Origin of the sequence: Demequina sp. B12, assembly GCF_028823635.1 — a bacterium.
Classification (GTDB): domain Bacteria; phylum Actinomycetota; class Actinomycetes; order Actinomycetales; family Demequinaceae; genus Demequina.
In genome coordinates this window covers 500,676-527,519 of record NZ_JAPEHU010000002.1, presented here as the reverse complement: position 1 = coordinate 527,519, position 26,844 = coordinate 500,676, and the positions used below count along the sequence as shown (strand labels likewise).

Here is a 26,844-nt window from a genome sequence, read left to right as displayed (position 1 = left end):
GCGACTTGGTCCATCGGTGTAGGGTGACAGTAGTGCCTCAAGGAAACGCGAGGCCTTCAAGGCGCACGTCGAGGTGCGCAACATTCCACACACAACCGCGCCGACGTTGGTCGGCGCAAGCCGAGGAGAATTACTGTGACCATTAAGGTCGGAATCAACGGCTTCGGCCGCATCGGACGCAACTACTTCCGCGCGATTCTCGCTTCCGGCGCGGACATCGAGGTTGTCGGCATCAACGACCTCACCGACAACGCCACCCTCGCGCACCTCCTCAAGTACGACTCCATCCTGGGTCGCCTGGACGGCGAGGTTTCGCACACCGAAGACACCATCACTGTTGGTGGCAAGACCTTCGCAGCTTCCGCTGAGCGCGACCCCGCGAACCTCAAGTGGGCAGACCTGGGCGCTGACATCGTCATCGAGTCCACCGGTTTCTTCGTGGACGCCACCAAGGCCAAGGCTCACATCGACGCTGGTGCTAAGAAGGTCATCATCTCCGCTCCCGCGAAGAACGAAGACGCTACCTTCGTCATGGGTGTGAACCACGAGGACTACGACCCCGCGAACCACCACATCATCTCGAACGCTTCGTGCACCACCAACTGCCTCGCACCTCTCGCCAAGGCACTTGATGAGGGCATCGGCATCGAGAAGGGTCTGATGACCACGGTCCACGCGTACACCGCTGACCAGAACCTGCAGGACGCTCCTCACAAGGACCTGCGTCGTGCACGCGCCGCTGCACTGAACATCGTTCCTACCTCGACCGGTGCTGCCAAGGCTGTTGCCCTGGTTCTCCCGCAGCTCAAGGGCAAGCTGGACGGCTACGCACTCCGCGTTCCCACCCCGACCGGTTCGGCAACCGACCTGACCTTCACCGCATCGCGTGAGACCTCCGTTGAGGAGATCAACGAGATCGTCAAGAAGGCAGCCGACGGCCGCTTCCTCGAGTACACCGAAGACCCGATCGTCTCGAAGGACATCGAGACCCACCCGGCTTCGTCGATCTTCGACGCTGGCCTCACCAAGGTGATCGGCGACCAGGTCAAGGTTGTGTCCTGGTACGACAACGAGTGGGGCTACTCGAACCGCCTCGTGGACCTCACCGTCTTCGTTGGCGAGAAGCTCTAAGCCTCGCAAGATTCAGATCGTGGTAACGCCCGCGCACGCGCTGCGTGTGCGGGCGTTGCCATGTGACCAGCAGTGTGTAAGGAGACCCTCATGAAGACCATTGACAGCCTGGGAGACCTCACGGGCAAGAAGGTGCTGGTTCGCTCAGACCTCAACGTCCCGCTTGATGGCACCACGATTACGGACGACGGCCGCGTACGCGCGTCGGTTCCTACCATTCAGAAGCTTCTTGACGCCGGCGCCGCCGTGATCGTCACCGCCCACCTGGGCCGCCCCGGTGGCGAGCCCAAGCCCGAGTATTCGCTGGCACCCGCCGCAGCACGTCTCGCTGAGGTGCTGGGCCGCCCTGTGACCCTGGCTAAGGACCTCGTTGGCGATTCTGCCAAGGAGACCGTTGCGGCCTTGGAGTCGGGCCAGGTCGCGATGCTGGAGAACGTGCGTTACGACAAGCGCGAGACCTCCAAGGTCGACGAGGAGCGCGCAGAGCTTGCCAAGGAGCTTGCGGCTTTCGCCGACGTGTTCGTCTCGGACGGCTTCGGTGTTGTGCACCGCAAGCAGGCCTCGGTGTACGACGTGGCTCAGATTCTTCCGGCTGCCGCCGGTCTCCTTGTCCAGAAGGAGGTGGAGTCGCTGTCGCGCGCCACCACCAACCCCGAGCGCCCCTACGCCGTTGTGCTGGGTGGTTCGAAGGTGTCGGACAAGCTCGGAGTGATCGGTAACCTCCTCACCAAGGCTGACCGCCTGCTGATCGGTGGCGGAATGGTGTTCACTTTCCTTGCTGCCAAGGGTTACTCGGTGGGCTCGTCGCTGCTTGAGCAAGACCAGATCGATACCGTCAAGGGCTACTTGGCTACGGCTGAAGAGAACGGTGTGGAGATTGTTCTCCCCACTGACATCGAGGTTGCGGACAAGTTCGCTGCGGACGCAGAACACAAGACTGTCGCTGCTGACGCGATCCCCGAGGGATGGATGGGACTGGACATCGGCCCCGAGTCCGCTGCTCTGTTTGCTTCGAAGATCGCAGACGCCAAGACGATCGTGTGGAACGGCCCCATGGGTGTGTTCGAGTTCGAGGCGTTCGAAGGCGGCACGCGTGGGGTCGCGCAGGCCATGATCGACGCAGATGGTTTCTCCGTCGTGGGCGGTGGAGACTCTGCCGCGGCAGTCCGTCGTCTGGGTTACGACGAGGGCGGCTTCAGCCACATTTCCACGGGCGGCGGCGCGTCGCTCGAACTGCTTGAGGGCAAGGTCCTTCCGGGCCTGGCCGTACTGGAGGACTAAACCATGGCACGTACCCCGCTTATTGCTGGCAACTGGAAGATGAACCTCGACCACCTCGAGGCGACTCACACCGCACAGAAGCTCGCGTGGCTGCTGCGCGACGCCAAGCACGACTTCGACGATGTTGAGGTTGCCGTCCTGGTCCCGTTCACGTCGATTCGCTCCGTGCAGACCCTCGTGGACGCTGACCAGCTTCAGCTGAAGTACGGTGCGCAGGACATCTCGCAGCACGTCTCCGGTGCTTACACCGGTGAGGTTTCCGGCACGATGCTGAGCAAGCTGGGCTGCGACTACGTTGCAGTTGGTCACTCGGAGCGTCGCCAGTACCACGGCGAGACCGACGAGGTTGTGGCAGCGAAGACGGTTGCCGCCTTCGACAACGGCATCGTGCCGATCGTCTGCGTGGGCGAAGGCCTCGACATCCGCAAGGAAGGCACTCACGTCGAGTACACCCTCGCGCAGGTGGACGGCGCGCTGAACGGTCTCCCGGCTGAGCGTGCGAAGGACGTTGTCATCGCGTACGAACCCGTCTGGGCCATCGGTACCGGTGAAGTGGCAACTCCCGCTGACGCGCAGGAAGTCTGTGCAGCTATCCGCGGTCGTCTTGCAGAGCTGTACGACGCTGAACTCGCCGATGGTGTCCGCGTGTTGTACGGCGGTTCCGTGAAGTCGAGCTCGATTGCTCAGCTCATGGCGGAGCCAGACGTCGACGGTGGTTTGGTGGGTGGCGCAAGCCTCGATCCCGAGGAGTTCTCGAAGATCGCACGCTTCCGTTCGCACCAGGTTGGCGCATAAGCGACATTTCATTCAGGGCGGGCATCAGGTGCGCGTAAGTCGCGTATCCTGGTGTCCGTCCTGAACGCGTTTGAGGAGAACTGTGGATATTCTTGAGACCGCGCTGTGGGTGCTACTGGTACTCACGAGCCTGATCATCATTGGCCTGGTGCTGATCCACCGTGGACGCGGCGGCGGTATCACCGACATGTTCGGTGGTGGGTTCGCTTCCGGTGTCCAGTCCTCCGCGGTTGGTGAACGAAACTTGACCCGTATCACCTGGATTGTCTCCGGCGTATGGGTGAGTTGCATCGTGCTCCTAGGACTGATTTCCAGGTTCGCAATTTAATAGCTGTAGGAGGGGAACATGGCAGGCGGCAATGCCATTCGAGGGTCGCGCGTAGGCGCTGGCCCACTTGGGGAGGCTGAGCGCGGCGAGTCTGCGCCGCGTCAGGTCGTGCAGTATTTCTGTGCTCGGGGCCACGTCACGTCCCCGTCTTTCGCCTTGGGAGATGAGAACGACACTCCAGAGATTCCGATGGAGTGGGACTGCCCCAAGTGCGGCCTTCCCGCCGGGCTTGACCAGCAGAACCCCCCGGAGCCTATGCGCACCGAACCGTACAAGACCCACCTTGCTTATGTGAAGGAGCGGCGTACGGATGAGGAAGGCGAAGAGCTGCTGAACGAGGCTTTGTCCACCTTGCGTGCTCGACGCGGCACTGTTGTGACCGCGGACTGAGTTCCTCGACTTCTGTCAAGAACGGGCCTGCTTCCTCTGTTGAGAGGAAGCAGGCCCGTTCTTGTGTTCAGGTGGATCCTTGGCGAACGGCATCGTCGAGTCTTGCATTCCGCACGCGTTGACCGTTCCTCTGATGAAGTCTGGAAGGATGGAACCACAAACGTGACAACGATGGAGGAAACGTGAAGATTGACATTACCTACTGTGTCCCGTGCGGTTACCTTGAGCGCGCTATCGATGCTCAGCGGACCTTGCTGTCGACTTTTGGTGGCGCGCTCGAGTCTGTGGCTCTGGTGACGGGGGACAAGGGAGTGTTCACGATTGCTGCTGACGGCGTCGAGATCTATTCGAAGCCCGCTGACTTCGACATCACTCAGGTCGTGGAAGCCGTGAAGGCGAAGCTGCAGTAGCGTACGTTGCTCGAAGGGAGGTCGCACCGTCAGGTGCGGCCTCCCTAAATCTTTGTGGCAGCAGGAGCGTCGAGCAGCCACAAGGTACGTTCGGTACCGTCGACCGCACCGCCAGGAACGCCGTTGCGTCGCAGGCTGTCGGCGACTGCATCCGCCTTTCCCTCGCCGGCTGCCACAACCCAGACCTCACGCGCACGGTTGATGCTGGGAAGGCCAAGGGTGACGCGGGACGGAGGCGGCTTGGGGGAGTTGTGCACCGCGTGTGTCTCGCTATCGGAGTCCCGGAAAACCGGGTGTCCGGGGAACAATGACGCCACGTGGGCATCCGGTCCCAGCCCGAGCAGGAGCACGTCCCAGGCGGGCGTGCCCTGCGCGTCAATGGTTGCAGCGTAGGCCGCGGCGGCCTCTTCGGCGGTAGCGAAGTCGTCCGACGACCCCATCCTGTGGATGTTGTCTTCGGGGAGGGGGAGTGTGTGCAGGAGCGCCTGCTGGGCCTGCCCCTCATTGCGATCGGCGTGCCCGGTGGGAACGAACCGTTCATCGCCCCACCACACATGTACCGAGGTCCAGTCAACTGCAGAAGCCAGGCCGGACACAGCAGCGTCGGCGAGTACAGCGATCCCTACGGTTCCACCGGTGAGGACGATGTCTGCGCGCCCCCGCGTGGCGAGGGCGTCACCGATCTGAAGAAGCAGCCGTGCTGCGGTGGCTTCGGACAGTGCAGTGGGATCGGAGTACACAACGACCTGGCGCATGAAACTGAACTTTCTCTACTTGCTGCTGGTGAGTGCGTACTGTGCGAGTGCCTCGCCGTACACAGGGTCGTCATCGAGGCGACGCAGCTCTTCTGCAAGGCAGTCACCCAAGGTGCGTGGCGGAAGTGCGAGTGCGTGGTCTGGCTGCCCCGGTTGCGCGAGGATCGCGTTGAGCGCATCTGGGCGTGAGATGGAGATCTCGCCCGAGTCTGTCTCCAAGATGATCGAGAGCAAGCCAGTCGCGTCGGCGTCGTAAGTAGCTTCGTACTCGCAACCCAAGTTCTTTGTTAGCCACGACCCCAGCAACAGGATCGAGGGGCTTCCTACGTCGCCGTGAAGGCGCGCCTTAGAAACTCGCTGGTCGTTGACCTGCTCAAGGGCAGACGCGAGCAGTGCGCGCCATCGCGTCAGTCGCGTCCAGGCGAGGTCCGTGTCCCCAGGTTGATAGTGCGCTGCGAGGCTTCGCAGGACGGCACCCGGTTCGACTGCGTCCTTGGTATCGGTGATGCGGCGGGAAGCCATCCGACCGATACCGGTGCCACTGGCATTCGCAGGAACCTCTCCGGGCCACCAGGCCACGATGGGAACATCCGGCAGAAGAAGCGGGATCACGAGGGTATCGGCGTGCTCCGCTTGCACGGTCGAAGGGTGGAGCACGACCACCTCAGAGGCGCCCGCGTCTCCGCCTACTCGTAGTTCGGCGTCGAGGCAGTCGTCGGCACCATCGTGTGGTGCGATGACGATGATGCGGCAGGGGTGCTCGCGCGAGGCCACGTTAGCCGTGGAGATCACGTCTTCGACGTCGGTGCCCGTTGCGTCGATGACGAGTGTCATCACGCGACCAAGGGTGATGACACCAAAGTCCTTACGCGCCTGTACCAGACGCTTGTTGATCTCTGACGTGGTGGTCTGGGGAAGAGTGATAATCACGGGCGCCTCCAGGTACGTCCATCCTTGGCCATCATGGCGTCAGCACTGGCAGGACCCCAGGTGCCGGAGCGGTAAGCCTCCGGCTGTCCCTGGGTGCCCCAGTGTTCGATGACGGGATCGAGGAGCTTCCAGGACAGAGCAACTTCCTCCTGGCGGGGGAAGAGCGGGGGGTCGCCCAACAACACGTCGAGGATGAGGCGTTCGTAGGCTTCGGGCGACGACTCGGTAAAGGCGTTGCCGTACCCAAAGTCCATCGTGACGTCGCGCACTTCCATCTGCGATCCAGGAACCTTGGACCCGAACCGCAAGGTCACGCCTTCATCGGGCTGGACTCGAATCACGAGCGCATTGTTTCCTGCGTCTGCGCCTTCCACTTCCTGGAAGTAGGGCGAGGGCGCCTTCTTGAAGACCAGCGCGATCTCAGTCACCCGTCGTCCCAGGCGCTTGCCTGCACGCAGGTAGAACGGCGTTCCGGCCCAACGACGGTTGGGCACATCGAGGCGAATGGCGGCGTACGTTTCGGTAATGGAGTCCGTGGGAATACCGTCTTCGTCCAAGTACCCGCCAACCTGTTCGCCGCCGCGCCAACCCGAGGCGTACTGGCCACGAGCAGTGTTGGCGTTCAGGTCCGCGGGGACCCGGGCCGCCCGGAGAACTTTCTCCTTCTCATCGCGCAAGTCGTTGGCGTCGAACGTCGCGGGTTCTTCCATTGCGGTCAATGCGAACAGTTGGAGGAGGTGGTTCTGGATGACGTCGCGTGCCTGTCCGATGCCGTCGTAGTACCCGGCACGGGATCCAATTCCGATGTCCTCGGCCATGGTGATCTGGACGTGGTCCACGTATTGGGAGTTCCAGATGGGCTCAAAGAGCTGGTTCGCGAAGCGCAGCGCCAGGAGATTCTGAACGGTTTCTTTGCCCAGGTAGTGGTCGATGCGGAACACCGAGTCTGGGGGGAAGACCTCCGATACCACGGCGTCGAGTTCGTTGGCGGTCTTGAGGTCCTGACCAAAGGGCTTCTCGATGACGACACGGCGCCATGCTCCGTCTTTGCTGTCAGACAACCCTGAGGTGCGCAACTGAGTCAGTACCTGAGGGAATGCCGACGGCGGAATGGAGAGGTAGAACGCATGGTTGCCACCGGTGCCGCGCTTGGCATCGAGTTCCTCGACGGTCTCGCGCAAGCGTCGGAAGGAATCGGGGTCGTCGAAGGTGCCCTGAACGAACCGAATCCCCTCGGAGAGCTGCTGCCAGGTTTCCTCGCGGAACGGCGTGCGGGCGTGCTTCTTGACGGACTCGTAAACCACCTGCTCGAAGTCTTGCCTGTCCCACTCGCGCCTTGCGAAGCCTGTCAGCGCGAACGCGGGCGGCAACAGGCCGCGGTTAGCAAGGTCGTAGACCGCAGGCATGAGCTTCTTGCGGGCAAGGTCACCCGTGACGCCGAACATCACCAGGCCGCATGAGCCTGCAATGCGGGGGAGCCGGCGGTCACGGGGGTCGCTCAAAGGATTGGCCACTTGTAGTGCCTTCCGTCAGTGTCGGGGACGACGGGTGAGTTACTTCACCGCGTTCAGGGACTCACGCGCCTTGTCGGCGACGTTCTGAGCGGTGAAGCCGTACTTCTCGAACAGCAGGTTGGCGTCTGCGGATGCGCCGTAGTGCTCGATCGAGATGATGCGGCCAGCGTCGCCGGCAAGGTCATACCAGGACTGGGCGATGCCAGCCTCGATCACGACGCGAGCCTTCACCTCGGAAGGAAGAACAGCGGAGCGGTACTCGTCATCCTGCTCGTTGAACCATTCGCGGCAAGGCATGGAGATCACTCGTGCCTTGATGCCGTCCTGCGCGAGCAGTTCCTGAGCGGCGAGGGCGTACTGGACCTCGGAGCCGGTACCGACCAGCAGCACATCGGGCGTGCCGTCGACGTCAGACAGGACGTAACCTCCGCGCAGCACGCCTTCTGCAGACGCGACGGTGGAGCGGTCGAAGGTAGGCACACCCTGGCGGGTCAAGATGATGCCCGCGGGACGGTCGTGACGTTCGAGGATTCCGCGCCATGCCTGAGCGGTCTCGTTGGCATCTGCGGGACGAACCACGTCCAAGCCGGGAATGGCGCGCAGCGCTGCAAGGTGCTCGATGGGCTGGTGGGTAGGTCCGTCCTCGCCAAGACCGATCGAGTCGTGGGTCCACACGAAGGTTGAGGGAATCTGCATGAGTGCCGCGAGGCGTACCGCGGGACGCATGTAGTCAGCAAACTGCAGGAACGTACCACCGTAGACGCGAGTCTGTCCGTGGAGCGTGATGCCGTTGAGGATCGCGCCCATGGCGTGCTCGCGAATACCAAAGTGAAGCGTGCGGCCGTAGATGTTGCCGCTGAACGCGTCGGTGGAACGGCGCTCGGGAAGGAACGAAGGCTCGCCCTTCATCGTCGTGTTGTTCGAACCTGCAAGGTCCGCAGAGCCACCCCAAAGTTCGGGCAGCGTTGCAGCCAAAGAGTTCAGCACTGCTCCGGATGCTGCGCGCGTGGCGACAGCGGCTCCGGGCTCGAACACGGGCAGGGACTCTTGCCACCCGGCGGGCAGCTCGCGCGAACGCAGCCGCTGAAGAAGCGCTGCGCGCTCGGGGTTTTCCGCCTCCCAGCGGCTGAAGTCGGCATTCCATTCAGAGTGGGCCTGCTGGCCGCGCGTACGGGCCTGCAGTGCGTGGTCAAGCACCTGGGGGTCAACGTCGAAGGACTTCTCGGGGTCGAAGCCGAGGGCTTCCTTGAGGCCCTTGAGCTCGTCGGCGCCCAGCTTGGAACCGTGGATTCCACCCGTGTCCTGCTTGTTGGGGGACGGCCATCCAATGATGGTCGAAAGCGCGATGAAGGAGGGCTTGGAGGTCTCCGCCTTCGCTGCGTCGATGGCGGCAGCGAGCGCGTCGATGTCCTCGACGTACTCCTGTCCGGCCTGCTTCCAGGCAACGTGGTGGGTGTCCCAGCCGTAGGCTGCGTAACGCGCGATGACATCTTCAGTGAAGGCAACGTCGGTGTCGTCTTCGATCGAGATGTTGTTGTCGTCCCAAATGACGATGAGGTTGCCAAGTTCCTGGGTGCCGGCAAGCGACGACGCCTCAGCCGAGACGCCTTCTTGGAGGTCACCGTCGGAGGCGATCACATAGACGAAGTGATCGAAGGGGCTGGTGCCGGGGGCGGCTTCAGGGTCAAACAGGCCTCGCTCGCGACGGGCTCCCATCGCCATACCGACGGCAGTCGCGACGCCCTGACCCAGCGGCCCGGTGGTGGTCTCGACACCATCGGTGTGGCCGTATTCGGGGTGTCCGGGGGTGCGCGAACCCCAGGTTCGCAGCGCCTTGATGTCGTCGAGGTCCAGGTCGTAGCCGGAGGCGAACAGTTGGAGGTACAGCGTGAGGGACGAGTGGCCTGCCGACAGCACGAAGCGGTCGCGCCCCATCCAGGACGAGTCAGAGGGGTCGTGACGCATCACGTTCTGGAAAAGCAAGTAGGCAGCAGGTGCGAGCGAGATCGCAGTGCCGGGGTGGCCGTTGCCGACCTTTTCGACAGCGTCGGCGGCGAGCACACGGAGGGTGTCGACGGCGCGGTGGTCAGCGTCATTCCAGTTGACGGTCACAGATTTCTCCCCAGAATTGTGTGGTGATGTCGGGGCCAGCCTACCGGTCCAGAGTTTCCTTCTGACACCTCGGCAGGCCCGGCGCGCGACGCCCGGCGAGGTGCTGGCGACCACGGTGGGACTGCGTGCGCTGCCGCCCAGGTAGCATTGTGGTCATGTCGACGGCTAGTCCCGCGCGTCCTGACGCCCCCGTAACCCCTCCCTCACCATGGGCGGCCGCACGTGCGCGCGCCGGCGCTTTTGTGGCGCTGACGAAGCCTCGCATCATTGAGCTACTTCTGGTCACCACGATCCCGACGATGATTCTCGCGGCGGACGGGTGGCCTTCGGGATGGCTGGTCCTCACCACGCTCGTGGGCGGCGCCTTGTCCGCCGGGTCGGCGAACACCTTCAATATGTACATCGACCGCGACATTGACGCGATCATGAAGCGGACCAAGGGTCGCCCCTTGGTGACCGGAGCCGTCACCGGGCGCGAAGCGCTCGTGTTCGGGTGGACGCTCGCAGTGGTGTCGACGTTGTGGTTCTGGTTTGTCGTGGGCTCTCCGCTCGCGGCGGTGCTCTCGGTACTCGCCATTCTCGGGTACGCCGTGGGCTACACCATGATCCTCAAGCGTCGTACTGCCCAGAACATCGTCTGGGGCGGTATGGCGGGGTGCATGCCTGTCCTGATTGGCTGGGCAGCGGTCACGCAGAGCATCTCGTGGGCGCCTGTGTTGCTGTTCGGAGTGATCTTCTTCTGGACTCCGCCTCACTACTGGCCGCTATCAATGAAGTTCCGCCGGGACTACGCCAACGCTGATGTGCCGATGCTCCCTGTCGTCGCGACGACGCGCCGTGTAGCGGTGGAGATGGTCGCATATGCGGTCGCGATGGTGGCGTGCAGTCTGTTGCTGGTTCCCGTTGCCGGCATGACGTGGGTGTACGCAGGAGTGGCCCTGGGTGCGGGTGTGTGGTTTACGGTCGGTTGCGTCCGCCTGTACAACCGGGCTCAACGCGAGGAAAAGAAGCTGCGTGAGATGCGCTTGTTCCATGATTCGATCACGTACCTCACGGTCGTGTTTGCGGCTGTGCTGGTGGATCCGTTTCTTCCGGACTCTTTGACGGTGGGGTTGTTCTGAGCGATCTAGCCGACCAACGCGAGGGCTATCTTGCCCATATCGCGGTCGAGCGCGGGCTCAGCAAAAACACGTTGGCGGCGTATCGCCGAGACATGCGGCGCTATGAGGACTTCCTGCGCCAACGCGACGTGGACTCGTTGGCCCGTGTCGTCAGAAGCGACGTCGAGGAGTTTGCCCAGGAGTTGTCCGCTGGCACTCCTGAGCGTGCCGCGTTGGCGCCCGCCTCGGCAAGCAGAACCGTCGTTGCCGTCCGTGGATGGCATCGCTTTGCTCTCGCAGAGGGGTGGACTACTGATGACCCGTCGCGCCTCGTGAAGCCGCGTGCGGTGCCACAGCGCCTTCCCAAAGCTCTGTCGACGGCGCAGGTTGAAGCGATCCTGGAGGTCGCATCGGTCGGAGATGGCGCTGCGGCGCTTCGCGACCGCGCGCTCCTGGAAGTGGTCTATGCGACAGGTGCTCGTATCTCGGAGGCGATCGGCCTTGATGTCGATGACCTCGCACTTGAGGCAGGAGCGGAAGCTGTCGTTTTGCGAGGAAAGGGCAACAAGGAGCGTGTAGTGCCCATTGGTGGATACGCGGTTGAGGCGCTCGACGCGTATGTGGTCCGCGCGCGTAGTCCGCTTGCCCAGGCCGGGCGTGGCACATCGGCCCTGTTCTTGAACGCTAGGGGAGGACGCCTGTCGCGTCAGAGCGCCTGGACGATCCTGCGGGCGGCGGCAGAACGTGCGGGGATCCCGGACGTTTCGCCACACACCTTGCGCCATTCGTTCGCTACGCACCTGTTGACCGGTGGCGCGGATGTCCGTGTGGTGCAGGAACTCCTGGGTCATGCGTCTGTCACGACCACTCAGATCTATACCGCCGTCACGCAGGACACCTTGCGTGAGGTTTACACCACGTTCCACCCGCGTGCCCTCAGTTGAGCGAGCCGATGCGACGGTAAGGTGAACGCGTGACTGACTTCCCCGTGCCCGAGCCCCTTTCCGGCCACGGCCCTGCGCGTGTGGTGGCCTTGTGTAACCAGAAGGGTGGTGTGGGCAAGACGACGACCTCCGTGAATCTTGCTGCGTCACTCGCGGAGTATGGGCGCAAAGTTCTGGTCGTCGACTTCGACCCGCAGGGCGCTGCCTCAGCCGGGCTGGGGATCAACCCCAATGAAGCAGATCTCACTGTCTATGACTTGCTCATGAAGACGTCGTTTGATCCCCGCGACGCGATCCGTTCCACTGGGGTCGACAACTTGCACCTGTTGCCGGCGAACATCGACTTGTCGGCCGCAGAGGTGCAGCTGGTCGGTGAAGTGGCGCGTGAGTCCACGTTGGACCGGGCGCTTCGTGGCCTCGAAGATGACTATGACGTCATCCTGATTGACTGCCAGCCGTCGTTGGGACTGTTGACGGTCAATGCTTTGGTCGCAGCGCACGGCGTCGTGATCCCGCTTGCGTGCGAGTACTTTGCGATGCGCGGTGTTGCTCTGCTTATTGACACCATCACCAAGGTCCAGGACCGGCTTAACCCGCGCCTGACCGTCGACGCCATCATTCCCACGATGTATGACGGACGCACGCTGCACTCGCAGGAGGTCGTGGAGAGCGTGCGTGGCGCGTTCGGCGACCAGGTCACGCAAACGATGATTCACCGTACGGTGAAGTTCCCGGATGCCTCCGTCGCGGCGGAACCCATTACGACCTTCGCTCCGCAGCATGCGGGCGCAGAGGCGTACCGCGAACTGGCGCGCGAACTGATTTCGCGCGGGGCCGTCGCCTAAGTGCGGTGACCACCGACGCGCTGACCGCGGACGGTGAGCCTCGTGGGTTCGAGGTTCACCTCGATAACTTCACCGGCCCGTTCGACCTGTTGCTGTCACTGATTTCCAAGCATGAGATGGAGATCACTGAGGTGGCGCTCGCACGGGTCACGGACGAGTTCCTGGCGACCATTGCCGCGCATGAAGCGGAGTGGGACTTGTCCCAGGCATCCGAGTTCCTGGTGGTGGCGGCGACTTTGCTGGACCTGAAGGCGGCGCGGCTGCTGCCTCAGGGTGAGGTAGACGACATTGAGGATCTTGAGCTTCTCGAAGCCAGGGACCTGCTCTTTGCGCGGCTCCTGCAGTACCGAGCCTTCAAGCAGATGGCCGGCACGTTTGCACAGGCGCTCGCTCAACCTCGACGCGTGCCGCGAGACGTTCCACTAGAACCACAGTTCGCGATGCTTCTTCCGGAACTGGTGTGGCACGTGACGCCGGAACAACTGGCGCGGTTGGCGGCCCACGCATTGCAACCCAAGGCAGAGTCGTTCGGAGTCAACGTCGACCACCTCCACGCTCCGGCCGTCAGTGTTCGGGAGCAGGCGGCTTTGGTGACTTCCCGTTTGCAGCGTGACTCAGCGATGACGTTTCGCGCGCTGGTCGCGGACGCCGGTCACGTCAATGTGGTCGTGGCGAGGTTCCTCGCATTACTTGAGTTGTTCCGGCAGGCTGTCATCGCATTCGATCAAGTACGCTCGCTTGGCGAACTCACGATTCGTTGGACCGGCGGCGAGGACGGAGTCGAGGTGTCCGACGAGTTTGATGAAGATGCAGACTCCAGGCAATCAGCTTCAGTGGAAGGGGCGTCTCACGGATGACTGACGCACACGTGCACGGTGCAATCGAAGCGATCCTGATGGTCGTGGACGAGCCTGTTCCGGCCGCGGACATCGCCGTAGCGCTCGACGTTCCGGAACAAGAGATCGTCACTGCGCTTCACGCTTTGCGTGATGAGTACGCCAATCCAGAGAATCCGCGTGGCTTTGAGTTGCGTGAAGTCGAAGGTCGTTGGCGTGTGTACTCCTCGCGCCTGTTCGCCGACGCAGTCGGTGCCTTTGTTGTCGAGGGGCAGTCTGCGCGGTTGTCGCAGGCGGCGTTGGAGACGCTTGCGGTCGTGGCGTACCGTCAGCCGGTGACCCGTGGACAGGTGTCACAGGTGCGTGGGGTTAACGTTGACTCAGTGATGAAGACGTTGAGTGCGCGTGGACTCGTGACGGAAGTGGGCGAAGTCGGCGGTGCCGTGCAATACGGCACGAGCACGGAGTTCCTTGAGCGTATGGGTCTCGCCAGCCTTGAAGAGTTGCCGCCCTTGGCACCGTACCTTCCTGAACTGGCCGATGTAGATGGAGAAAATGACCGATGAGCCTTGAAGTACACCGCCCCGAAGGGGTGCGGCTTCAGAAGGTGCTCGCGTCAGCGGGCGTGGGATCTCGCCGCAAGTGTGAGGTCCTCATCGAGCGCGGTCTCGTGAAGGTCGATGGCCAGATCGTCGACCAGCTGGGGGTGCGCGTCAACCCCGACGAGGTGGTCATTGAGGTGAAGGGCAAGCGCATCTGTGTCGATGACAGCGCCATCACCGTCGTGCTGAACAAGCCCAAGGGCGTCGTCTCATCGATGCACGATGAGCAGGGGCGCCCTGACTTGCGCCAGTTTGTGAAGGAGTACGACGTTCGGCTCTTCCACGTGGGCCGCTTGGACGCGGAAACGACGGGTGTCTTGCTGCTGACGAATGACGGCGACCTCGCGAACCGTCTCGCGCATCCGACCCACGGCGTTTCGAAGACATACGTCGCGAAAGTGACGGGACGCGTCGCTAAGTCCATCGGAACCGTCCTGCGTGCCGGAGTCGACTTGGATGACGGTCCAGTCCGGGTAGCGTCGTGCCAGGTGCTCGATGTGGCCAAGGACCACTCGTTGGTAGAAGTGGTGCTGCACGAAGGCCGCAATCGCATCGTGCGCCGCATGTTCGACAAGGTCGGCCATCCAGTGGAGGAACTGGTGCGCACGCAGTTTGGGCCGATTCCTTTGGGGACCCTTGCTCCGGGCGTGGCGCGTCAGTTGAACCGTGAGGAGATGGGCGCGCTCATGAACGAGGCTGGACTCTGAGGCCTGCGTCTAGTCGCGGACTGGTAGAGCAACGCCGATAGCATGGGTGCCATGGCGATGAGAGCAATCCGCGGCGCAATCACGTTGGACCAGGACGAACGGGAACACCTGTATTCGCGTACCAAGGAGTTGGTCACGGGAATCATGGAGGCAAACTCCCTGTCGACCGACGATGTGGTCTCCGTCATTTTCACGTGTACTCCTGACATTGTCAGCGACTTTCCTGCAGCTGCCGCACGAGAGTTGGGGTTCGGCGCAGTACCGCTGATGTGTGCTCAAGAGATGGCAGTTCCGGGCGCTCTGCCACTGGTGGTGCGGGTCATGATGCACGCGGAACTGGACACCCCACGGGACCAGATTCAGCACATCTACTTGCGGGGTGCGGCGCAGCTTCGCCGTGATCTGGCTCAATGAGCGAGTCAGCAACGCCGCGCGTCCACATCGTGGGCGCTGGTCTGATCGGTGCGTCTGTAGGAATCGGTCTGTCTGCGGACGGCTGGGCGGTCACCATTGAGGACGTTAACGACGAGTCCGCGCGAGTAGCGCGTGCGATTGGCGCCGGGGGAGTGTTGGGGGATGAGTCCCCCGAACTGGTGGTGGTCGCCGCACCTCCGTCCGTGGCTCCTGCTGTGGTGCAGCAGGCGCTGCGCGCGTGGGCCGATGCTGTCGTCACGGATGTGGCGAGCGTGAAGCAGCCCATCGCGGACGCGGCAACCGCGGTCGATGCCTCGCGTTACGTAGGCTCGCATCCCATGGCAGGCCGAGAGATCTCTGGAGCGACGGCGGCGCAAGGAGATCTGTTCAAGGCTCGTCCGTGGGTGGTGTGCCCGGGTCAAGCGAGCGAGCACGCCGTCAGCCTGGTGACACGGGTGGCGCGTACTCTCCAAGGAGACGTCGTCGTCATGGATGCGGCCGCGCATGATGCCGCTGTTGCCCGGGTGTCGCACGCGCCACAGGTGGCAGCGTCGGCTGTTGCCGCGGCGTTGGGGCCGCTCCGTCACGATGATGTCGCGCTTGCAGGGCAAGGACTACGGGATGTCACGCGTATAGCCGCGTCGCATCCTGCGATGTGGGCCGACATCGCGCGCCTGAATCGCGAGTCTCTTGAAGTCACGCTTGACCACATCATTGGCGACTTGGAGGACGTGCGAGAGGCCGATGACATCGGAGAGGCGCTCACGGACCTGATGGAGCGGGGGCGTCTTGAAGTGGCGCGGATCCCCGGCAAGCACGGCGGGCCGACTCGCGATTGGGTGCCCATTACAGTTATCGTTCCTGACGAGCCGGGCCAATTGCTGAAACTCCTGTCCGACGCTGCCGCCGTGGGCGTCAACGTTGAGGACATCACCATTGAGCACTCGCCTCGTCAGCCAGTGGGTTTGACTACCCTTCATGTTCTTCCGGAGCGCGCGCAGGATCTGCTGCGGGCTCTGACCAGCCATCAGTGGGAGATTGCTTCGCCATGACCGGAATCGTTGTTGCAATTGACGGCCCAGCGGGCACCGGAAAGTCAACCGTGTCGCGCGAAGTTGCCCGGCGTTTGGGCCTCGCGTACTTCGATACTGGTGCGACCTACCGGGTTGCCACGTTGACGTGCCTTCGTGAAGGCGTGAACTTCGACGAGTTGTCCGATGTGGCGGCGATGGTCGCCACGATGAACGTAGAACTTATCCTGGACCCCCAGAATCCTCATGTCGCGCTCGACGGCGAAGATGTGAGCCGGCTCATTCGGACGGACACCGTCGCGTTGTCGGTGTCGAAGGTTGCGACCAACCTCGAAGCGCGTCCGATTCTTCAGCAGATTCAACGTGATGTGATCGCCCGTGAGGTGGAGGGCGGCTTTTCGAAGGGGGCCGGAGTCTGCGCTGAGGGGCGCGATGTCACCACAGTGATTGCGCCTGAGGCCGATGTTCGCGTGCTCCTCACTGCAGATGAGGACGTCCGTGTGGCGCGCCGTGCGGGCGAAGGCGCAGACGCCGCGACGGTTCGTGAGGCTGTGCTGGGACGTGACAAGAAGGACTCGACGGTGGTGAGTTTCCATGAGGCCGCGGAGGGTGTGGTCACCGTTGACACCACCCACCTCACCATTGAAGAAGCTGTTCAGGCCGTTCTTGACTTGGCCGAAGCGGCACGCCAGAAGGGTTCCGAAGGCTCGTGACATCACCACGCCTCCCCAGCCGGTGGGGGCCTCGATGGTCGCGTTGGGTGGGACGCGCTCTCGCCCGTGGCCTCTGGAACACGGATGTCCGTGGGCGCGAGAATGTGCCGCGCCATGGACCGGTCATTGTGGTGGCGAACCATGTTGGGCTAGTGGACGGCCCAGTTCTTCACGGGGTTGTGCCACGTGGCTCGTACTTCCTCATCGGCTCCCACATGTACAAGGGAGTGTTGGGCGCTCTCTTGACGGGAGCGCAGCAAATCAAAGTCTCGGGAAATGGGCGCGAGGCTCTGGCCCAGGGGCTCGGAGTTCTGCGTCGCGGCGACCTGGTGGGCGTTTTCCCGGAAGGGACCCGGGGCGCAGGCCGCGCCGATGCCGTGCATGGGGGAGCAGCCTGGTTGGCAGTCCAGTCGGGGGCAGTCATCGTGCCCACCGCACTCGTGGGGACTCGGCGCACGGGCGAACCCGTCAGCGTGTGGCCGGCTGCCCGCCGGAAGTTCGTGGTGGAGTTCGGACAGCCGATCACCCTCGCCCTCTCGGATGATCTCAAAGGCCGCAAACGCCAAGAGGCTGCGCAGGCTCAACTCGCTGAAGCGCTACGCAAGCGCGTAGAGTCGACCCTCGCTACTACTGATCTAGAACTGCCGGACGATGACGGCGACCGCAAACGCGAGGAGACCTCATGAGTGACGAGCAGGAATACTACGGAGTCGAGGACGCCCCTCCGGTGGTCGAGGTGCACTCCGACCCCGAAGAAAGCCTCGATGAAGTGAGAGAAGCCGCCCTGCGGGCGGGCCTGGAAGCCTATGACCTCACGGATGAGGACTTGGCGACCCTCGCTGGTGTTGCACCGGAGACGGAACCCGAACTCCCCACTTTGGCCATCATCGGCCGCCCGAATGTCGGGAAGTCCACGCTGGTCAACCGCATCATCGGTAAGCGCGTTGCTGTCGTAGAGGACACTCCGGGCGTGACGCGTGACCGTGTCTCGTACCGTGCCGAGTGGGCAGGCCACGACTTCATGCTCATGGACACCGGGGGCTGGGAAGCCAAGGTCGAAGGCCTCGACCTTTCTGTTGCCCAGCAGGCTGAAGTAGCGATCGACATGGCTGACGCCATTGCTTTTGTCGTGGACGTCACGGTGGGCGCCACGGCATCTGACGAGCACGTGATGCGGCTCCTACGGGCAGCCAAGAAGCCGGTCGTGCTGGTCGCCAACAAGTCCGACGGCCCGCAAGCTGAGCTCGAAGCCGCAGCACTCTGGAACCTGGGCCTAGGGGAGCCGTACCCCGTCTCCGCCCTCCACGGGCGCGGCATGGGTGACATGCTCGACGCTGCTGTGGCGGCTCTCCCGAAGGAAATGCCTCACCGGGAGATCGATCCCGACGCCCCGCGACGCATCGCCTTGGTTGGTCGCCCCAACGTGGGCAAGAGTTCCCTGTTGAACCAGCTCGCGGGGGAGAACCGCGTCGTCGTCAACGAGGTCGCCGGTACGACCCGTGACCCCGTCGACGAGATCGTCGAGATCGGTGACCGGCGTTGGACGCTCGTCGACACAGCAGGCATTCGTCGACGTGTGCACCAGACCAAGGGTGCAGACTTCTACGCATCCTTGCGTACGGCTGCCGCGATCGACCGCGCCGAAGTAGCGCTCGTGCTCTTGGATGGCTCCACGCCCCTCACTGAGCAGGACACCAGAGTTATCACTCAAGTGGTCGAGTCCGGCCGTGCATTGGTGCTGGTTTTCAACAAGTGGGACCTGGTCGGCGAGGACGAGCGATTCCTCTTGGAGCGGTCCATCGAGAAGGACCTCGTGCAACTGACATGGGCCCCGCGCGTCAATGTGTCGGCGCGGACGGGATGGCACACCAACCGTTTGGTTCCCGCTATTGACCGTGCGCTGGGATCGTGGGATCAGCGCATTTCGACTGGCCGACTCAACTCGTTCCTTGGTGAGTTTGTGGCCGAGTTCCCGCACCCCGTGCGCTCCGGCAAGCAGCCCAAGATCCTCTTCGCGACGCAAGCGTCGAACCGTCCGCCGCGCTTCGTGATCTTCGCCTCGGGATTCTTGGAGCCGACCTACCGTCGCTTCATTGAGCGCCGACTACGTGAGACCTTCGGGTTTGAAGGCACACCGATTCAGGTGTCGGTTCGCGTTCGGGAGAAGCGCAAGCGTCGGTAGGGGTGGCTAGGCTCCTGGCTAAGTACCGGCGCGCCCGTCGTGCGCCAGTTCGATCAGTCGTGCCAGGACGTCATGATCAACGGCACCAAGCTTCTTGACGTACACGCATCCCACGCCTTCCGTGTGGGGTCCTAAAGCGTCGAGCAGTGGTCCCGCGGCCGGGTGGTCCTTGAGTCCGTAGAGCGAGATTGAGGGCCGACGCGGCGAGAAACCGACTCGTGGCATTGTTCCTGTGCGTCCGGATGGGTACGCATATCGATACTCGCCGAAACCGACGATACTTGGTCCCCACATGGTGGCTTCCTGTCCCGTCACTGTCTCCATGAGCGCACGGAGATCCAGTGCGTCCTGGCGTCGCTGCGCGGGCACAACTGCCGCGAGGAAGTCGTCGACTGAGGCGTCAGTCGGTTGTGTGACAGCCATCCTGAGACTCCTTTGTCGTGGAAGTAAACGCAAGTGGACCTCGTCACAGAGACGTTTCTGTGGCTAGTCGTGCGCACTATTGTCAACAATATGCTTGACGTGACAACTCTGCGACTCGCGCTTGGCGTGGTCTCTGTTGTCGTGCTTGGGCTTTTCTATCTTGCCGTCTTCAGGCCTACTCGCTCGCCATTTGCAATGTGGTGGTCGATTGCGCTGTTGAGCACGTCGGCGAGTTCCCTTCTGTTTCTCTTGAATGGTTCCGTGGTCCAAGGTATTGCGAACCCCCTGGGTTCCATCGTGTCCGTCATTGGGGCGGTGTCGGTGTGGTTCGCAACGCGCAGACTCCGTGGTTTGCGGCCCCTGCCGGTGGTGCTGTGGTCGGCGTGCGGTGCGGTGGGTATTGTCGCTCTTCTCGAGGACCCTGCCCATAACGTGTGGGCCGGGAACGGCTTGTTGCTGTGGGTCATGGCGGTGGCTTTCTGTTTGGCGGCGTGGGACTTGTGGCAGGCATGGCGTGCACGTCGTGGAGTCTTTGATTCGCTGCATGACGGTGAGGCGCGAATGGCGCTGCTCGTGGCGTCGTTGGCGGCATCTCTTCTTGCCGTTTTCTATGTTCTCCGGTGGGCGTTGTTTGCTTTCACGGGGCAAGGTTCCGACATTTTTCACACGCTGGCGGGAACGGGAAGCACCACACTCGTGTTGCTGGTGTCGCTGGTGGCTGTCACGTTCTCGGTGGCATCGTTGGGATACGACGAGCAGACTCAGGAACTACGGCGCAGAATCGCACGGGATGAACTCACCGGGTTGCTTTCGAGGGCGGCATTTCTCGAGGGAGCACAGAAGATCCTCAAGCAGGGATCGAACCAAGACGGTGGGACGGCGCTCGTGATCGCGGATCTCGACTACTTCAAGCGCATCAACGACACCTATGGTCACGCCACGGGTGATGGTGTCTTGGAAGCCTTCGGCACAGCGGTCGAGGAGTCTGTCACGCACGGTGAGATCGCGGGAAGGCTGGGGGGTGAGGAGTTCGGAATCGTGTTGCGACATGGAACGCGAGCCGAGATCACCGAGCGGCTTGAAGCAGTGAGCGAACGGTTCACGCTGTTGTGCGATGAGCGTGGCGTGCCACTGTCAACGGTGAGTTATGGCGCAACGTTCATGCGCCGTGACCTCACCCTTTCCCAGCTCTTGGGACGCGCCGACGAAGCGATGTACTCCGCGAAGGAGAACGGCCGCGATCAAGTCGTGGTCGACGTGTACGACGACTGAGCTTCGTGACGCGTCAGTGAAGGGTTCCGGCGTTGGTTTTCAGTTCGTGATCTCCACGGACGACAACGGCGAGCGCGGCTGAGATCGCTGCGACCTGTTGATCAAGCGGAACCCAGGGGCGCACTGCCGGGGAGGTCGTCTGGTCATTCGCAGGCTCATCGAGCGGCACGTGGATGAACCCGGACGCCACGTGGGTGCCGCGCAGCGCGTGCTGAAGGCTGTAGAAGATCTGATTGCAGACATACGTGCCTGCGGTGTACGAGACTGAGGCTGCCACGCCGCACTCGTTGATAGCAGCCACCATGGCCTTGATCGGCAGCGTGGTGAAGTACGCGGTGGGGGCATCCGCAACGATGTCGGCATCAATGGGTTGTGCGCCGGCGTTGTCAGGGATGCGGGCGTCCATGGTGTTGATCGCCACTTTCTCAGGGGTGATCCCGGGCCGCCCTTCCGCCAAGCCAAGAGCAATCACCACGTCCGGCTGGTGCTGGACTAGTGCCTCCGCGAGTCGTTGAGGTGCCGCGGTGAACTCGACGGGCAGGCGTTCAGCAACCACGGTCGCGTCGCCACGCCAGGAGTGTGCGACGCTGCGTGCAATCTCCCATGAGGGGTTGCGCTCAGCACCCGCGAAGGGCTCGAATCCGGTGAGGAGGACGGTGGTCACGTCACCATCGTAGGAGACACACGGCAAGGGGCCGGCCCCGACTCAGAGTCAGGACCGGCCCGTGGTGAGAGCCGGTGGCTACGCCTTGCGGGACTCTTCGAGTTCGCGCAGTCCGCGGCGTAGGACCTTGCCTACGTTTGTCTTGGGAAGTTCATCGATGAACTCGATGTGGCGAGGACGTTTGTAGCCGGTGAGGCGCTCCTTCAGGAACGCCTTGAGGTCGGCCTCGGTCAGGGAGTCGTCACGGCGGACCACGAACAACTTAGGTACTTCGCCCGCATGCTCGTCGGCGACGGGGATTGCGCCAGCTTCGACGACGCCGGGGTGAAGCATCGCTGCATCCTCGATGTCCCCGGGGTAGACGTTGAACCCGGAAACCACAATGATCTCCTTCTTGCGATCGACGATGCGCAAATAGCCTTCGTCGTCGATCGTGGCGACATCTCCTGTGAGCAGCCAGCCGTCATCGGTGATGACCGCAGCAGTCTCGTCAGCCTTGTTCCAGTACCCGGCCATGACCTGCGGGCCTCGCACCGCGAGCTCTCCGGGCTGTCCCAGCGGGACTTCCTTGCCGTCGTCGTCAAGTACCTTGACATCCGTCGACGGCAGGGGCACGCCAATGGTGCCAATGCGCGGAGGAAGGTGAGTGGGGTTCACCGAGACGACGGGGGAGGCCTCGGTGAGTCCGTAGCCTTCGATGATGTCGGAGTCCGTCATCTCACGCCAACGCTTCCCCACGGCCGAACGCAGCGCCATTCCGCCTGCGACGGAAATCCTGATGTTCGAAAGATCGACCTTGGCGAAGGCCGGGTTCTCCATCAACGCGCCCGCAAGAGTGCTGACGAGTACGAGAACGTGGGGCTTGGACGCGTCGATGGTCTTGATGAAGCCGGGAATGTCGCGTGGGTTGGTAATGAGGACGTTGTGTCCGCCGTATCGGAAGAAGCCGATGCAGTTCACGGTCAATGCGAACACGTGATAGAGCGGCAGTGCAGCGATGACGGAGGCTTCGCCTTCGTCGAGAACCGCACGGATCTGTCCGATGAACTGTTCCTGGTTGCACAGCAGGTTGGAGTGGGTGAGGACTGCGGCTTTGGTGCCTCCAGTGGTTCCTCCCGTGTACTGGAGGAAGGCCACATCGCCGGGCGTGATGGTGGGCGGCGCGAAGGACTCTGCGTCTCCGGTCAGCAACGCTCGGTAGGGCAAGGCCTGCGGAATCGAGTACGCAGGGACCATCTTCTTGAGGTGCTTGGCGGCAAGGTTGATGATGGTGCGCTTGGGCTGTGGCAGAAGGTCGCCAGCCTCCGTGATGATCACGTGGTCGATCGGGTGGTCGACGAGGACGCGCTCGAGTTTGTCGGCAAAGTTCGCCATCACCACGATCGCCCGCGGTTGCGCGTCTTCGACGACCTTGCTGAGTTCATCCGCGGTGTACAACGGATTGGCGTTGACAACGATCAAACCGGCACGGAGGGCACCGAACAGCGCCACTGGATACTGCAGCAGGTTCGGCATTTGGAGAACGACGCGGTCGCCCTTGCGGAGACCCAAGGTCTGCGTGAAGTACGCAGCGACTTTGGTGGCATACGCATCGACCTCGGTAAAGCTCAGCGAGCCTCCGAGGTTGGAGAATGCTGTCTTATCGCCGTAGCGCTGTGCGGCATGCGCCACCATCTCGCCCAGGCTGGACTCCTCAGGAACGTCAATGGCGTGTGGAACGCCAGGGGGATAGAAAGCGAACCAAGGGCGGTCCGCTCCCGCGACCGGGTCGTGGTCGCGTACCTCGAATGCCGGGACGCCAGGCTGAGGATTCGTCATCATCATCTCCATTGATGTGTGGGGGACTGGGGGACAGGACGCAAGGAGTGTTGAAGGAACTTTAGTGGGTTCAGCGATCCGTCAGGGACACGTCGCTGGGTGTGGTGTGTTCCATCAGTGCCTCGGTCACCGTCATCAGGAGATGAGGCTTGCTTCCGTCTTTCGATGTGACCGCAGCATGCACACCTTGATCATCAGCAGAGGCCTGGAACCCCACTGAGGAGGGGAGGAATACCGGCTTCACGAAGTCGACGTTGACGGTGTGCCGGGACGGAATGCGGCCTTCAAGTGCCGCGAGCGCGCGTGCGTGGGTCCACATGCCGTGGATGATGGGCCGGGGGAACCCGAAGCTCTTTGCGGCAATGGTGTGGGTGTGGATGGGGTTGGGGTCTCCTGATACTCGCCTGTAGTCACGTCCGAGTGTTGCGGGTAGACGCCAGGTGGCGTGTGGAGTGTGGGGGACGAAGGGCGTTTTGGAGATCTCGACGGGGTCCCCGGGCGTCGTCACTCCAGAGGCCAGGTATGTACTGGTGCCTTCCCACACCATCTGGTCATCAACGCTGATGGCGCCGTTGAGGTCGACGAGCGTGCCGCGCTTGTGGGCGCGCAGGTTGTTCGCGTGGACGGTGACAGCGAGGGGATCTGTGATGTGTACTTCGTGGTGGAGCGTCATGGAGTTGCTGACGTGGATGGCCCCCATGAGTCGCACACTTGCAGCTGGGTCGCCTAGGAGGTGGACGTGCAGTGGGAACGTCAGGACGTGCAGCCACGTCGCTGGCACGGTGTCGCGCAGGGTGAAGCCACAGACGCGTGCATAGTCTGCGAGCCGTGCAGAGTCCTGCCGGAGGTGGGGGACGGTCACAGCGTCCTTGGGCAGTGCTGCTTGGGTGCGTCGCGATGGCATCAGTGCGCGCGCAAACCCAGCGCCCATCGAGGGCATCTGGTCCAGCGTGAGCGTTGTCATTAGGCGCCTACGAGGTTCTGGCCACAGACGCGGATGACTTGGCCTGTCACGGCGGACGATGCTGGGTCCAGCAAATAGGCGATGGTCTCGGCGACGTCGACGGGCTTGCCGCCTTGATTGAGCGAGTTTGAGCGGCGGAAGATCTCGCGCTGCACGAACGGGATGCGGCCGGTCATCTCTGTCTCAATGAATCCGGGGGCGACTGCATTGACGGTGATATCGCGGTCGGACAGATCGGGTGCCATGGCAATGACTAGTCCGGCGACGCCTGCCTTGGAGGCCGCATAGTTGGTTTGGCCCTTGTTGCCGGCCAGTCCCGACGTCGAGGCGATGCCCACGAGCCGCCCGCCGTCCTCGAGTCCGCCTTCGGTGGTGGGGTCCAAGAGCACCTGGTTGATGCGCATTTGCGCGGCAAGGTTGACGTCCAGGACTGACTGCCAGCGTGCACTGTCCGTGTTGACCAGCATCTTGTCCCTGGTGATGCCGGCGTTGTGCACTACCCCGTACAGCGAGAGACCGCGTTGGGCGACCAATGCCGCCAAGTGGCTGCCAGCATCGGCGCCCGTAATGTCGAGTTGGATGGCGATGCCACCTACTTCGTTGGTGACTGCTGCGAGGGCTTCGCCCGCGGCGGGAATGTCCACGGCGATGACGGTGGCGCCGTCCCGTGCAAGCGTGCGGGCGATGGCGGCGCCGATGCCACGGGCAGCGCCCGTCACAATGATCGCTTTACCGTCCAGCGGGGAGGGCGTGGTGGCGGTAGCGGGCGCTTGGTGATGTCCTACGCTCCACGTTTGACCGTCGACGAATGCCGAGCGTCCCTGCAGGGTGAATGCGAGGGTGGAGGCGAGGTCGTCAGCGGTGGTGGCGGTGCTGACGTGCAGCAGCGTTGAGGTGGCACCACCGCGAAGTTCCTTGGCGATGGTGCGGTTGATTCCGTCGAGCCCGCGCAGAACGGCCCGCGCTTCCCAGGTCTCTGCGTCTCGATTTGCGACCAGTACGATGCGCCCGGATTTTTCTATGCCTTTCACGGCGGGTCGCAGGACGGCCCGGAGTTCCTCGAGCTGCTCGATTCGCGCAAGGTGGGTGGCGTCGACGACCAGTGCACCAATGGGTGCCCCGTATCCCGGTGTGGGCTCTTCTCCGCCGTCCGTGACGGGATGCTCGCTGGAGCGCCCCAGGAGGCGGAGGGTCTGTGCGGCGAGAGTTCCGCCGCCGATGGAGGCCAAGACAAGAGCGCCTTGCGGCCAGGTGCGTCCCCGGCGTAGTCGCGGCGGGTCTTTGAGTCCTGCCTTCTTCGCGATGGCACGACCAGGTGTGGACGTGAATGCCTTCTCTAGTGCGCTCATCACACGGCCTCCAGAACTGCGACGACTCCTTGGCCACCTGCCGCGCACATCGAGATGAGACCGCGGGTGCCGGGGCCCCTGGCATGGAGGAGCTTCGCGAGCGTGGGCACGATGCGGGCTCCGGTCGCTGCGAAGGGGTGGCCGGTCGCCAATGACGATCCGGTGACGTTGAGACGGTCACGATCGATGGTGCCGAGTGCGCTGTCGAGTCCGAGGCTGCGGCAGTAGTCGTCGTCTGCCCACGCCTTGAGGGTGGCGAGCACGGTGGAGGCGAAGGCCTCGTGGATCTCGACGAGGTCGAAGTCGCTGACCGTGAGTCCTTGGCGAGCCAGGAGGCGGCCCGTGGCGGCTACCGGTCCGAGGAGGAGATCTGCCCCACCTGGATGGTCGACTGCGGACACTTCTGCATCCACGATGCGGGCCAGAACCGGCAGGTGGTGGTCGCGTGCCCACTCTTCGCTGGCAAGCAATACGGTCGCAGCACCGTCCGACAACGCTGTGGAGTTGCCCGCCGTCATGGTGCCGTTCGGTCCGCCGAACACCGCCGGGAGTTTTGCCAGCTTCTCGACGGAGGTATCCGCACGCATGATGGTGTCCGTTGTCACTCCCAGGTACGGCGTGACAAGGTCGTCGAAGAAGCCGTCGTTCCACGCCTGCGCGAGATTGTGGTGCGATGCAACGGCGAGCGCGTCTTGTTCGGAGCGCTCAATGGCCCAGGCTTCGGATGTCTTCGCTTGATGTTGGCCCATCGACATTCCGGTACGCGGTTCGGCGACGCTCGGTGCCTTGGGGGACAGGTGGCGCGGCCTCACTTTCGTGAATGGCTTGACTCGCTGGCCCAGTGAGCGTGCGGCGCTTGCCTCCAGCAGGACGCGGCGCATGGGGTCGGACAAGGTGATGGGCGCATCGGAAGTAGTGTCCGTGCCGCCGGAGATCCCCACATCAATTTGGCCCAACGCGATCTTGTTGGCGATGTAGATGGTGGCTTCGAGGCCGGTGCCGCAGGCTTGTTGCAGGTCGCACGCGGGGGTGTCGGGCGCCAGGGTGGTGCTCAGCACTGCTTCCCGCGTGAGGTTGAAGTCGGCAGGGTCCTTAAGAACGGCGCCTGCGGCAACTTCACCCATGCGCATGCCACTCAGACCGAACCGAGCGATCAGTCCGTCGAGCGCTGCCGTGAGCATGTCGTGGTTAGACGCGTGGGCGTAGGGACCGCCACTCTTGGTGAACGGGATACGGTTCCCGCCGATCACCACTGCGTTGTGGGTCATAGTGCCTCCATCGTTGGAAGAGAACTCGGGGACTGGCTCGAGTACGTACGTGATACTCACGGTAGC

Annotated in this window: 28 protein-coding genes; 18 read left to right on the top strand and 10 right to left on the bottom strand. The window is 63.0% G+C overall.

What is annotated here, in order from left to right; all coding sequences use genetic code 11:
- Positions 1 to 135 precede the first annotated feature (135 nt).
- The 6 genes from gap (at position 136) to ON058_RS06985 (ending at position 4,335) form a co-directional block, all read left to right on the top strand.
- The gene (gene gap, locus ON058_RS07010; RefSeq protein WP_274668308.1) at positions 136 to 1,131 is read left to right on the top strand and encodes a type I glyceraldehyde-3-phosphate dehydrogenase; all 996 of its coding nucleotides are present in this window, start codon (positions 136 to 138) and stop codon (positions 1,129 to 1,131) included.
- 90 nt (positions 1,132 to 1,221) lie between these two features.
- On the top strand, positions 1,222 to 2,412 hold the full coding sequence (gene pgk, locus ON058_RS07005) for a phosphoglycerate kinase (protein ID WP_274668307.1): 1,191 nt from the start codon (positions 1,222 to 1,224) through the stop codon (positions 2,410 to 2,412).
- 3 nt (positions 2,413 to 2,415) lie between these two features.
- The gene (tpiA, locus tag ON058_RS07000) at positions 2,416 to 3,207 is read left to right on the top strand and encodes a triose-phosphate isomerase (RefSeq protein ID WP_274668306.1); all 792 of its coding nucleotides are present in this window, start codon (positions 2,416 to 2,418) and stop codon (positions 3,205 to 3,207) included.
- A gap of 82 nt (positions 3,208 to 3,289) precedes the next feature.
- Entirely contained in the window at positions 3,290 to 3,535 is a 246-nt protein-coding gene (secG, locus tag ON058_RS06995) for a preprotein translocase subunit SecG (protein WP_274668305.1), read from the top strand.
- Positions 3,536 to 3,553: 18 nt separating this feature from the next.
- Entirely contained in the window at positions 3,554 to 3,925 is a 372-nt protein-coding gene (locus ON058_RS06990) for an RNA polymerase-binding protein RbpA (RefSeq protein ID WP_274668304.1), read from the top strand.
- 182 nt (positions 3,926 to 4,107) lie between these two features.
- A complete protein-coding gene (locus ON058_RS06985) occupies positions 4,108 to 4,335 on the top strand; it encodes an Rdx family protein (protein WP_274668303.1) in 228 nt (75 codons plus the stop codon).
- Between the two features lie 44 nt (positions 4,336 to 4,379).
- Here ON058_RS06985 and pgl read toward each other — a convergent pair whose 3' ends face one another.
- The 4 genes from pgl to tkt are packed head-to-tail and all read right to left on the bottom strand — an operon-like array spanning position 4,380 to position 9,646.
- On the bottom strand, positions 4,380 to 5,090 hold the full coding sequence (gene pgl / locus ON058_RS06980; protein WP_274668302.1) for a 6-phosphogluconolactonase: 711 nt from the start codon (positions 5,088 to 5,090) through the stop codon (positions 4,380 to 4,382).
- A gap of 15 nt (positions 5,091 to 5,105) precedes the next feature.
- Complete coding sequence (locus ON058_RS06975) at positions 5,106 to 6,020, bottom strand: glucose-6-phosphate dehydrogenase assembly protein OpcA (protein ID WP_274668301.1); 915 nt, start codon at positions 6,018 to 6,020, stop codon at positions 5,106 to 5,108.
- Positions 6,017 to 7,522 carry a glucose-6-phosphate dehydrogenase gene (gene zwf / locus ON058_RS06970; RefSeq protein ID WP_274668300.1) on the bottom strand — a complete coding sequence of 502 codons (1,506 nt, stop codon included), beginning with the start codon at positions 7,520 to 7,522 and terminating at the stop codon, positions 6,017 to 6,019. The genes ON058_RS06975 and zwf overlap by 4 nt, the downstream gene beginning before the upstream one ends.
- Positions 7,523 to 7,573: 51 nt before the next feature.
- The gene (tkt, locus tag ON058_RS06965; protein ID WP_274668299.1) at positions 7,574 to 9,646 is read right to left on the bottom strand and encodes a transketolase; all 2,073 of its coding nucleotides are present in this window, start codon (positions 9,644 to 9,646) and stop codon (positions 7,574 to 7,576) included.
- A 155-nt stretch (positions 9,647 to 9,801) separates the two neighbouring features.
- Between tkt and ON058_RS06960 the strand changes: the two genes are divergently transcribed.
- The 11 genes from ON058_RS06960 to der are packed head-to-tail and all read left to right on the top strand — an operon-like array spanning position 9,802 to position 19,020.
- Positions 9,802 to 10,767 carry a heme o synthase gene (locus tag ON058_RS06960; RefSeq protein WP_274668298.1) on the top strand — a complete coding sequence of 322 codons (966 nt, stop codon included), beginning with the start codon at positions 9,802 to 9,804 and terminating at the stop codon, positions 10,765 to 10,767.
- A complete protein-coding gene (gene xerD / locus ON058_RS06955; RefSeq protein ID WP_274668421.1) occupies positions 10,764 to 11,690 on the top strand; it encodes a site-specific tyrosine recombinase XerD in 927 nt (308 codons plus the stop codon). The genes ON058_RS06960 and xerD overlap by 4 nt, the downstream gene beginning before the upstream one ends.
- Before the next feature lie 29 nt (positions 11,691 to 11,719).
- Positions 11,720 to 12,535: a ParA family protein gene (locus ON058_RS06950; protein ID WP_274668297.1), complete on the top strand. Its 816-nt coding sequence runs from the start codon at positions 11,720 to 11,722 to the stop codon at positions 12,533 to 12,535.
- A gap of 5 nt (positions 12,536 to 12,540) precedes the next feature.
- Complete coding sequence (locus ON058_RS06945; protein WP_274668296.1) at positions 12,541 to 13,392, top strand: ScpA family protein; 852 nt, start codon at positions 12,541 to 12,543, stop codon at positions 13,390 to 13,392.
- On the top strand, positions 13,389 to 13,937 hold the full coding sequence (gene scpB / locus ON058_RS06940) for an SMC-Scp complex subunit ScpB (RefSeq protein ID WP_274668295.1): 549 nt from the start codon (positions 13,389 to 13,391) through the stop codon (positions 13,935 to 13,937). The genes ON058_RS06945 and scpB overlap by 4 nt, the downstream gene beginning before the upstream one ends.
- Positions 13,934 to 14,680, top strand: a complete 747-nt coding sequence (locus ON058_RS06935) for a pseudouridine synthase (protein ID WP_274668294.1) — start codon at positions 13,934 to 13,936, stop codon at positions 14,678 to 14,680. The genes scpB and ON058_RS06935 overlap by 4 nt, the downstream gene beginning before the upstream one ends.
- A 51-nt stretch (positions 14,681 to 14,731) precedes the next feature.
- Positions 14,732 to 15,094 (top strand): chorismate mutase, encoded by a 363-nt coding sequence (gene aroH, locus ON058_RS06930; RefSeq protein ID WP_274668293.1) that lies wholly within the window; start codon positions 14,732 to 14,734, stop codon positions 15,092 to 15,094.
- The gene (locus tag ON058_RS06925) at positions 15,091 to 16,146 is read left to right on the top strand and encodes a prephenate dehydrogenase (RefSeq protein ID WP_274668292.1); all 1,056 of its coding nucleotides are present in this window, start codon (positions 15,091 to 15,093) and stop codon (positions 16,144 to 16,146) included. The genes aroH and ON058_RS06925 overlap by 4 nt, the downstream gene beginning before the upstream one ends.
- The gene (gene cmk / locus ON058_RS06920; protein WP_274668291.1) at positions 16,143 to 16,838 is read left to right on the top strand and encodes a (d)CMP kinase; all 696 of its coding nucleotides are present in this window, start codon (positions 16,143 to 16,145) and stop codon (positions 16,836 to 16,838) included. Before ON058_RS06925 ends, cmk begins: the two co-directional genes overlap by 4 nt.
- Positions 16,835 to 17,524: a lysophospholipid acyltransferase family protein gene (locus ON058_RS06915; RefSeq protein ID WP_342453004.1), complete on the top strand. Its 690-nt coding sequence runs from the start codon at positions 16,835 to 16,837 to the stop codon at positions 17,522 to 17,524. The genes cmk and ON058_RS06915 overlap by 4 nt, the downstream gene beginning before the upstream one ends.
- Entirely contained in the window at positions 17,521 to 19,020 is a 1,500-nt protein-coding gene (gene der, locus ON058_RS06910) for a ribosome biogenesis GTPase Der (protein ID WP_274668289.1), read from the top strand. Before ON058_RS06915 ends, der begins: the two co-directional genes overlap by 4 nt.
- A gap of 18 nt (positions 19,021 to 19,038) precedes the next feature.
- On the opposite strand, the gene ON058_RS06905 is transcribed toward der, so the two are convergent.
- On the bottom strand, positions 19,039 to 19,443 hold the full coding sequence (locus tag ON058_RS06905) for a DUF1801 domain-containing protein (RefSeq protein ID WP_274668288.1): 405 nt from the start codon (positions 19,441 to 19,443) through the stop codon (positions 19,039 to 19,041).
- A 90-nt stretch (positions 19,444 to 19,533) separates the two neighbouring features.
- Here ON058_RS06905 and ON058_RS06900 point away from each other — a divergent pair, with 90 nt between their 5' ends.
- Positions 19,534 to 20,715: a diguanylate cyclase gene (locus ON058_RS06900; protein ID WP_274668287.1), complete on the top strand. Its 1,182-nt coding sequence runs from the start codon at positions 19,534 to 19,536 to the stop codon at positions 20,713 to 20,715.
- A gap of 13 nt (positions 20,716 to 20,728) precedes the next feature.
- Here the strand turns inward: ON058_RS06900 and pcp are convergent, their stop codons facing one another.
- The 5 genes from pcp to ON058_RS06875 all read right to left on the bottom strand — a co-directional run bounded on the left by pcp (position 20,729) and on the right by ON058_RS06875 (position 26,778).
- Positions 20,729 to 21,379 (bottom strand): pyroglutamyl-peptidase I, encoded by a 651-nt coding sequence (gene pcp / locus ON058_RS06895; RefSeq protein ID WP_274668286.1) that lies wholly within the window; start codon positions 21,377 to 21,379, stop codon positions 20,729 to 20,731.
- Between the two features lie 78 nt (positions 21,380 to 21,457).
- On the bottom strand, positions 21,458 to 23,197 hold the full coding sequence (locus ON058_RS06890) for an AMP-binding protein (protein WP_274668285.1): 1,740 nt from the start codon (positions 23,195 to 23,197) through the stop codon (positions 21,458 to 21,460).
- Between the two features lie 70 nt (positions 23,198 to 23,267).
- Positions 23,268 to 24,161: a MaoC/PaaZ C-terminal domain-containing protein gene (locus ON058_RS06885; protein WP_274668284.1), complete on the bottom strand. Its 894-nt coding sequence runs from the start codon at positions 24,159 to 24,161 to the stop codon at positions 23,268 to 23,270.
- On the bottom strand, positions 24,161 to 25,510 hold the full coding sequence (locus tag ON058_RS06880) for a 3-oxoacyl-ACP reductase (protein ID WP_274668283.1): 1,350 nt from the start codon (positions 25,508 to 25,510) through the stop codon (positions 24,161 to 24,163). The genes ON058_RS06885 and ON058_RS06880 overlap by 1 nt, the downstream gene beginning before the upstream one ends.
- On the bottom strand, positions 25,510 to 26,778 hold the full coding sequence (locus ON058_RS06875; protein WP_274668282.1) for an acetyl-CoA C-acetyltransferase: 1,269 nt from the start codon (positions 26,776 to 26,778) through the stop codon (positions 25,510 to 25,512). Before ON058_RS06875 ends, ON058_RS06880 begins: the two co-directional genes overlap by 1 nt.
- Between the last annotated feature and the right edge of the window lie 66 nt (positions 26,779 to 26,844).

Coding starts and splice junctions, on each gene's coding strand:
- ON058_RS06960 (WP_274668298.1), top strand. CDS start 9,802: ATGTCGACGGCTAGTCCCGCGCGTCCTGACGCCCCCGTAACCCCTCCC.
- der (WP_274668289.1), top strand. CDS start 17,521: ATGAGTGACGAGCAGGAATACTACGGAGTCGAGGACGCCCCTCCGGTG.
- cmk (WP_274668291.1), top strand. CDS start 16,143: ATGACCGGAATCGTTGTTGCAATTGACGGCCCAGCGGGCACCGGAAAG.
- ON058_RS06990 (WP_274668304.1), top strand. CDS start 3,554: ATGGCAGGCGGCAATGCCATTCGAGGGTCGCGCGTAGGCGCTGGCCCA.
- aroH (WP_274668293.1), top strand. CDS start 14,732: ATGGCGATGAGAGCAATCCGCGGCGCAATCACGTTGGACCAGGACGAA.
- ON058_RS06890 (WP_274668285.1), bottom strand. CDS start 23,197: ATGACGAATCCTCAGCCTGGCGTCCCGGCATTCGAGGTACGCGACCAC.
- ON058_RS06880 (WP_274668283.1), bottom strand. CDS start 25,510: ATGAGCGCACTAGAGAAGGCATTCACGTCCACACCTGGTCGTGCCATC.
- tpiA (WP_274668306.1), top strand. CDS start 2,416: ATGGCACGTACCCCGCTTATTGCTGGCAACTGGAAGATGAACCTCGAC.
- ON058_RS06885 (WP_274668284.1), bottom strand. CDS start 24,161: ATGACAACGCTCACGCTGGACCAGATGCCCTCGATGGGCGCTGGGTTT.
- ON058_RS06900 (WP_274668287.1), top strand. CDS start 19,534: ATGCTTGACGTGACAACTCTGCGACTCGCGCTTGGCGTGGTCTCTGTT.
- ON058_RS06905 (WP_274668288.1), bottom strand. CDS start 19,443: ATGGCTGTCACACAACCGACTGACGCCTCAGTCGACGACTTCCTCGCG.
- pgk (WP_274668307.1), top strand. CDS start 1,222: ATGAAGACCATTGACAGCCTGGGAGACCTCACGGGCAAGAAGGTGCTG.
- pgl (WP_274668302.1), bottom strand. CDS start 5,090: ATGCGCCAGGTCGTTGTGTACTCCGATCCCACTGCACTGTCCGAAGCC.
- ON058_RS06875 (WP_274668282.1), bottom strand. CDS start 26,778: ATGACCCACAACGCAGTGGTGATCGGCGGGAACCGTATCCCGTTCACC.
- ON058_RS06925 (WP_274668292.1), top strand. CDS start 15,091: ATGAGCGAGTCAGCAACGCCGCGCGTCCACATCGTGGGCGCTGGTCTG.
- ON058_RS06935 (WP_274668294.1), top strand. CDS start 13,934: ATGAGCCTTGAAGTACACCGCCCCGAAGGGGTGCGGCTTCAGAAGGTG.
- scpB (WP_274668295.1), top strand. CDS start 13,389: ATGACTGACGCACACGTGCACGGTGCAATCGAAGCGATCCTGATGGTC.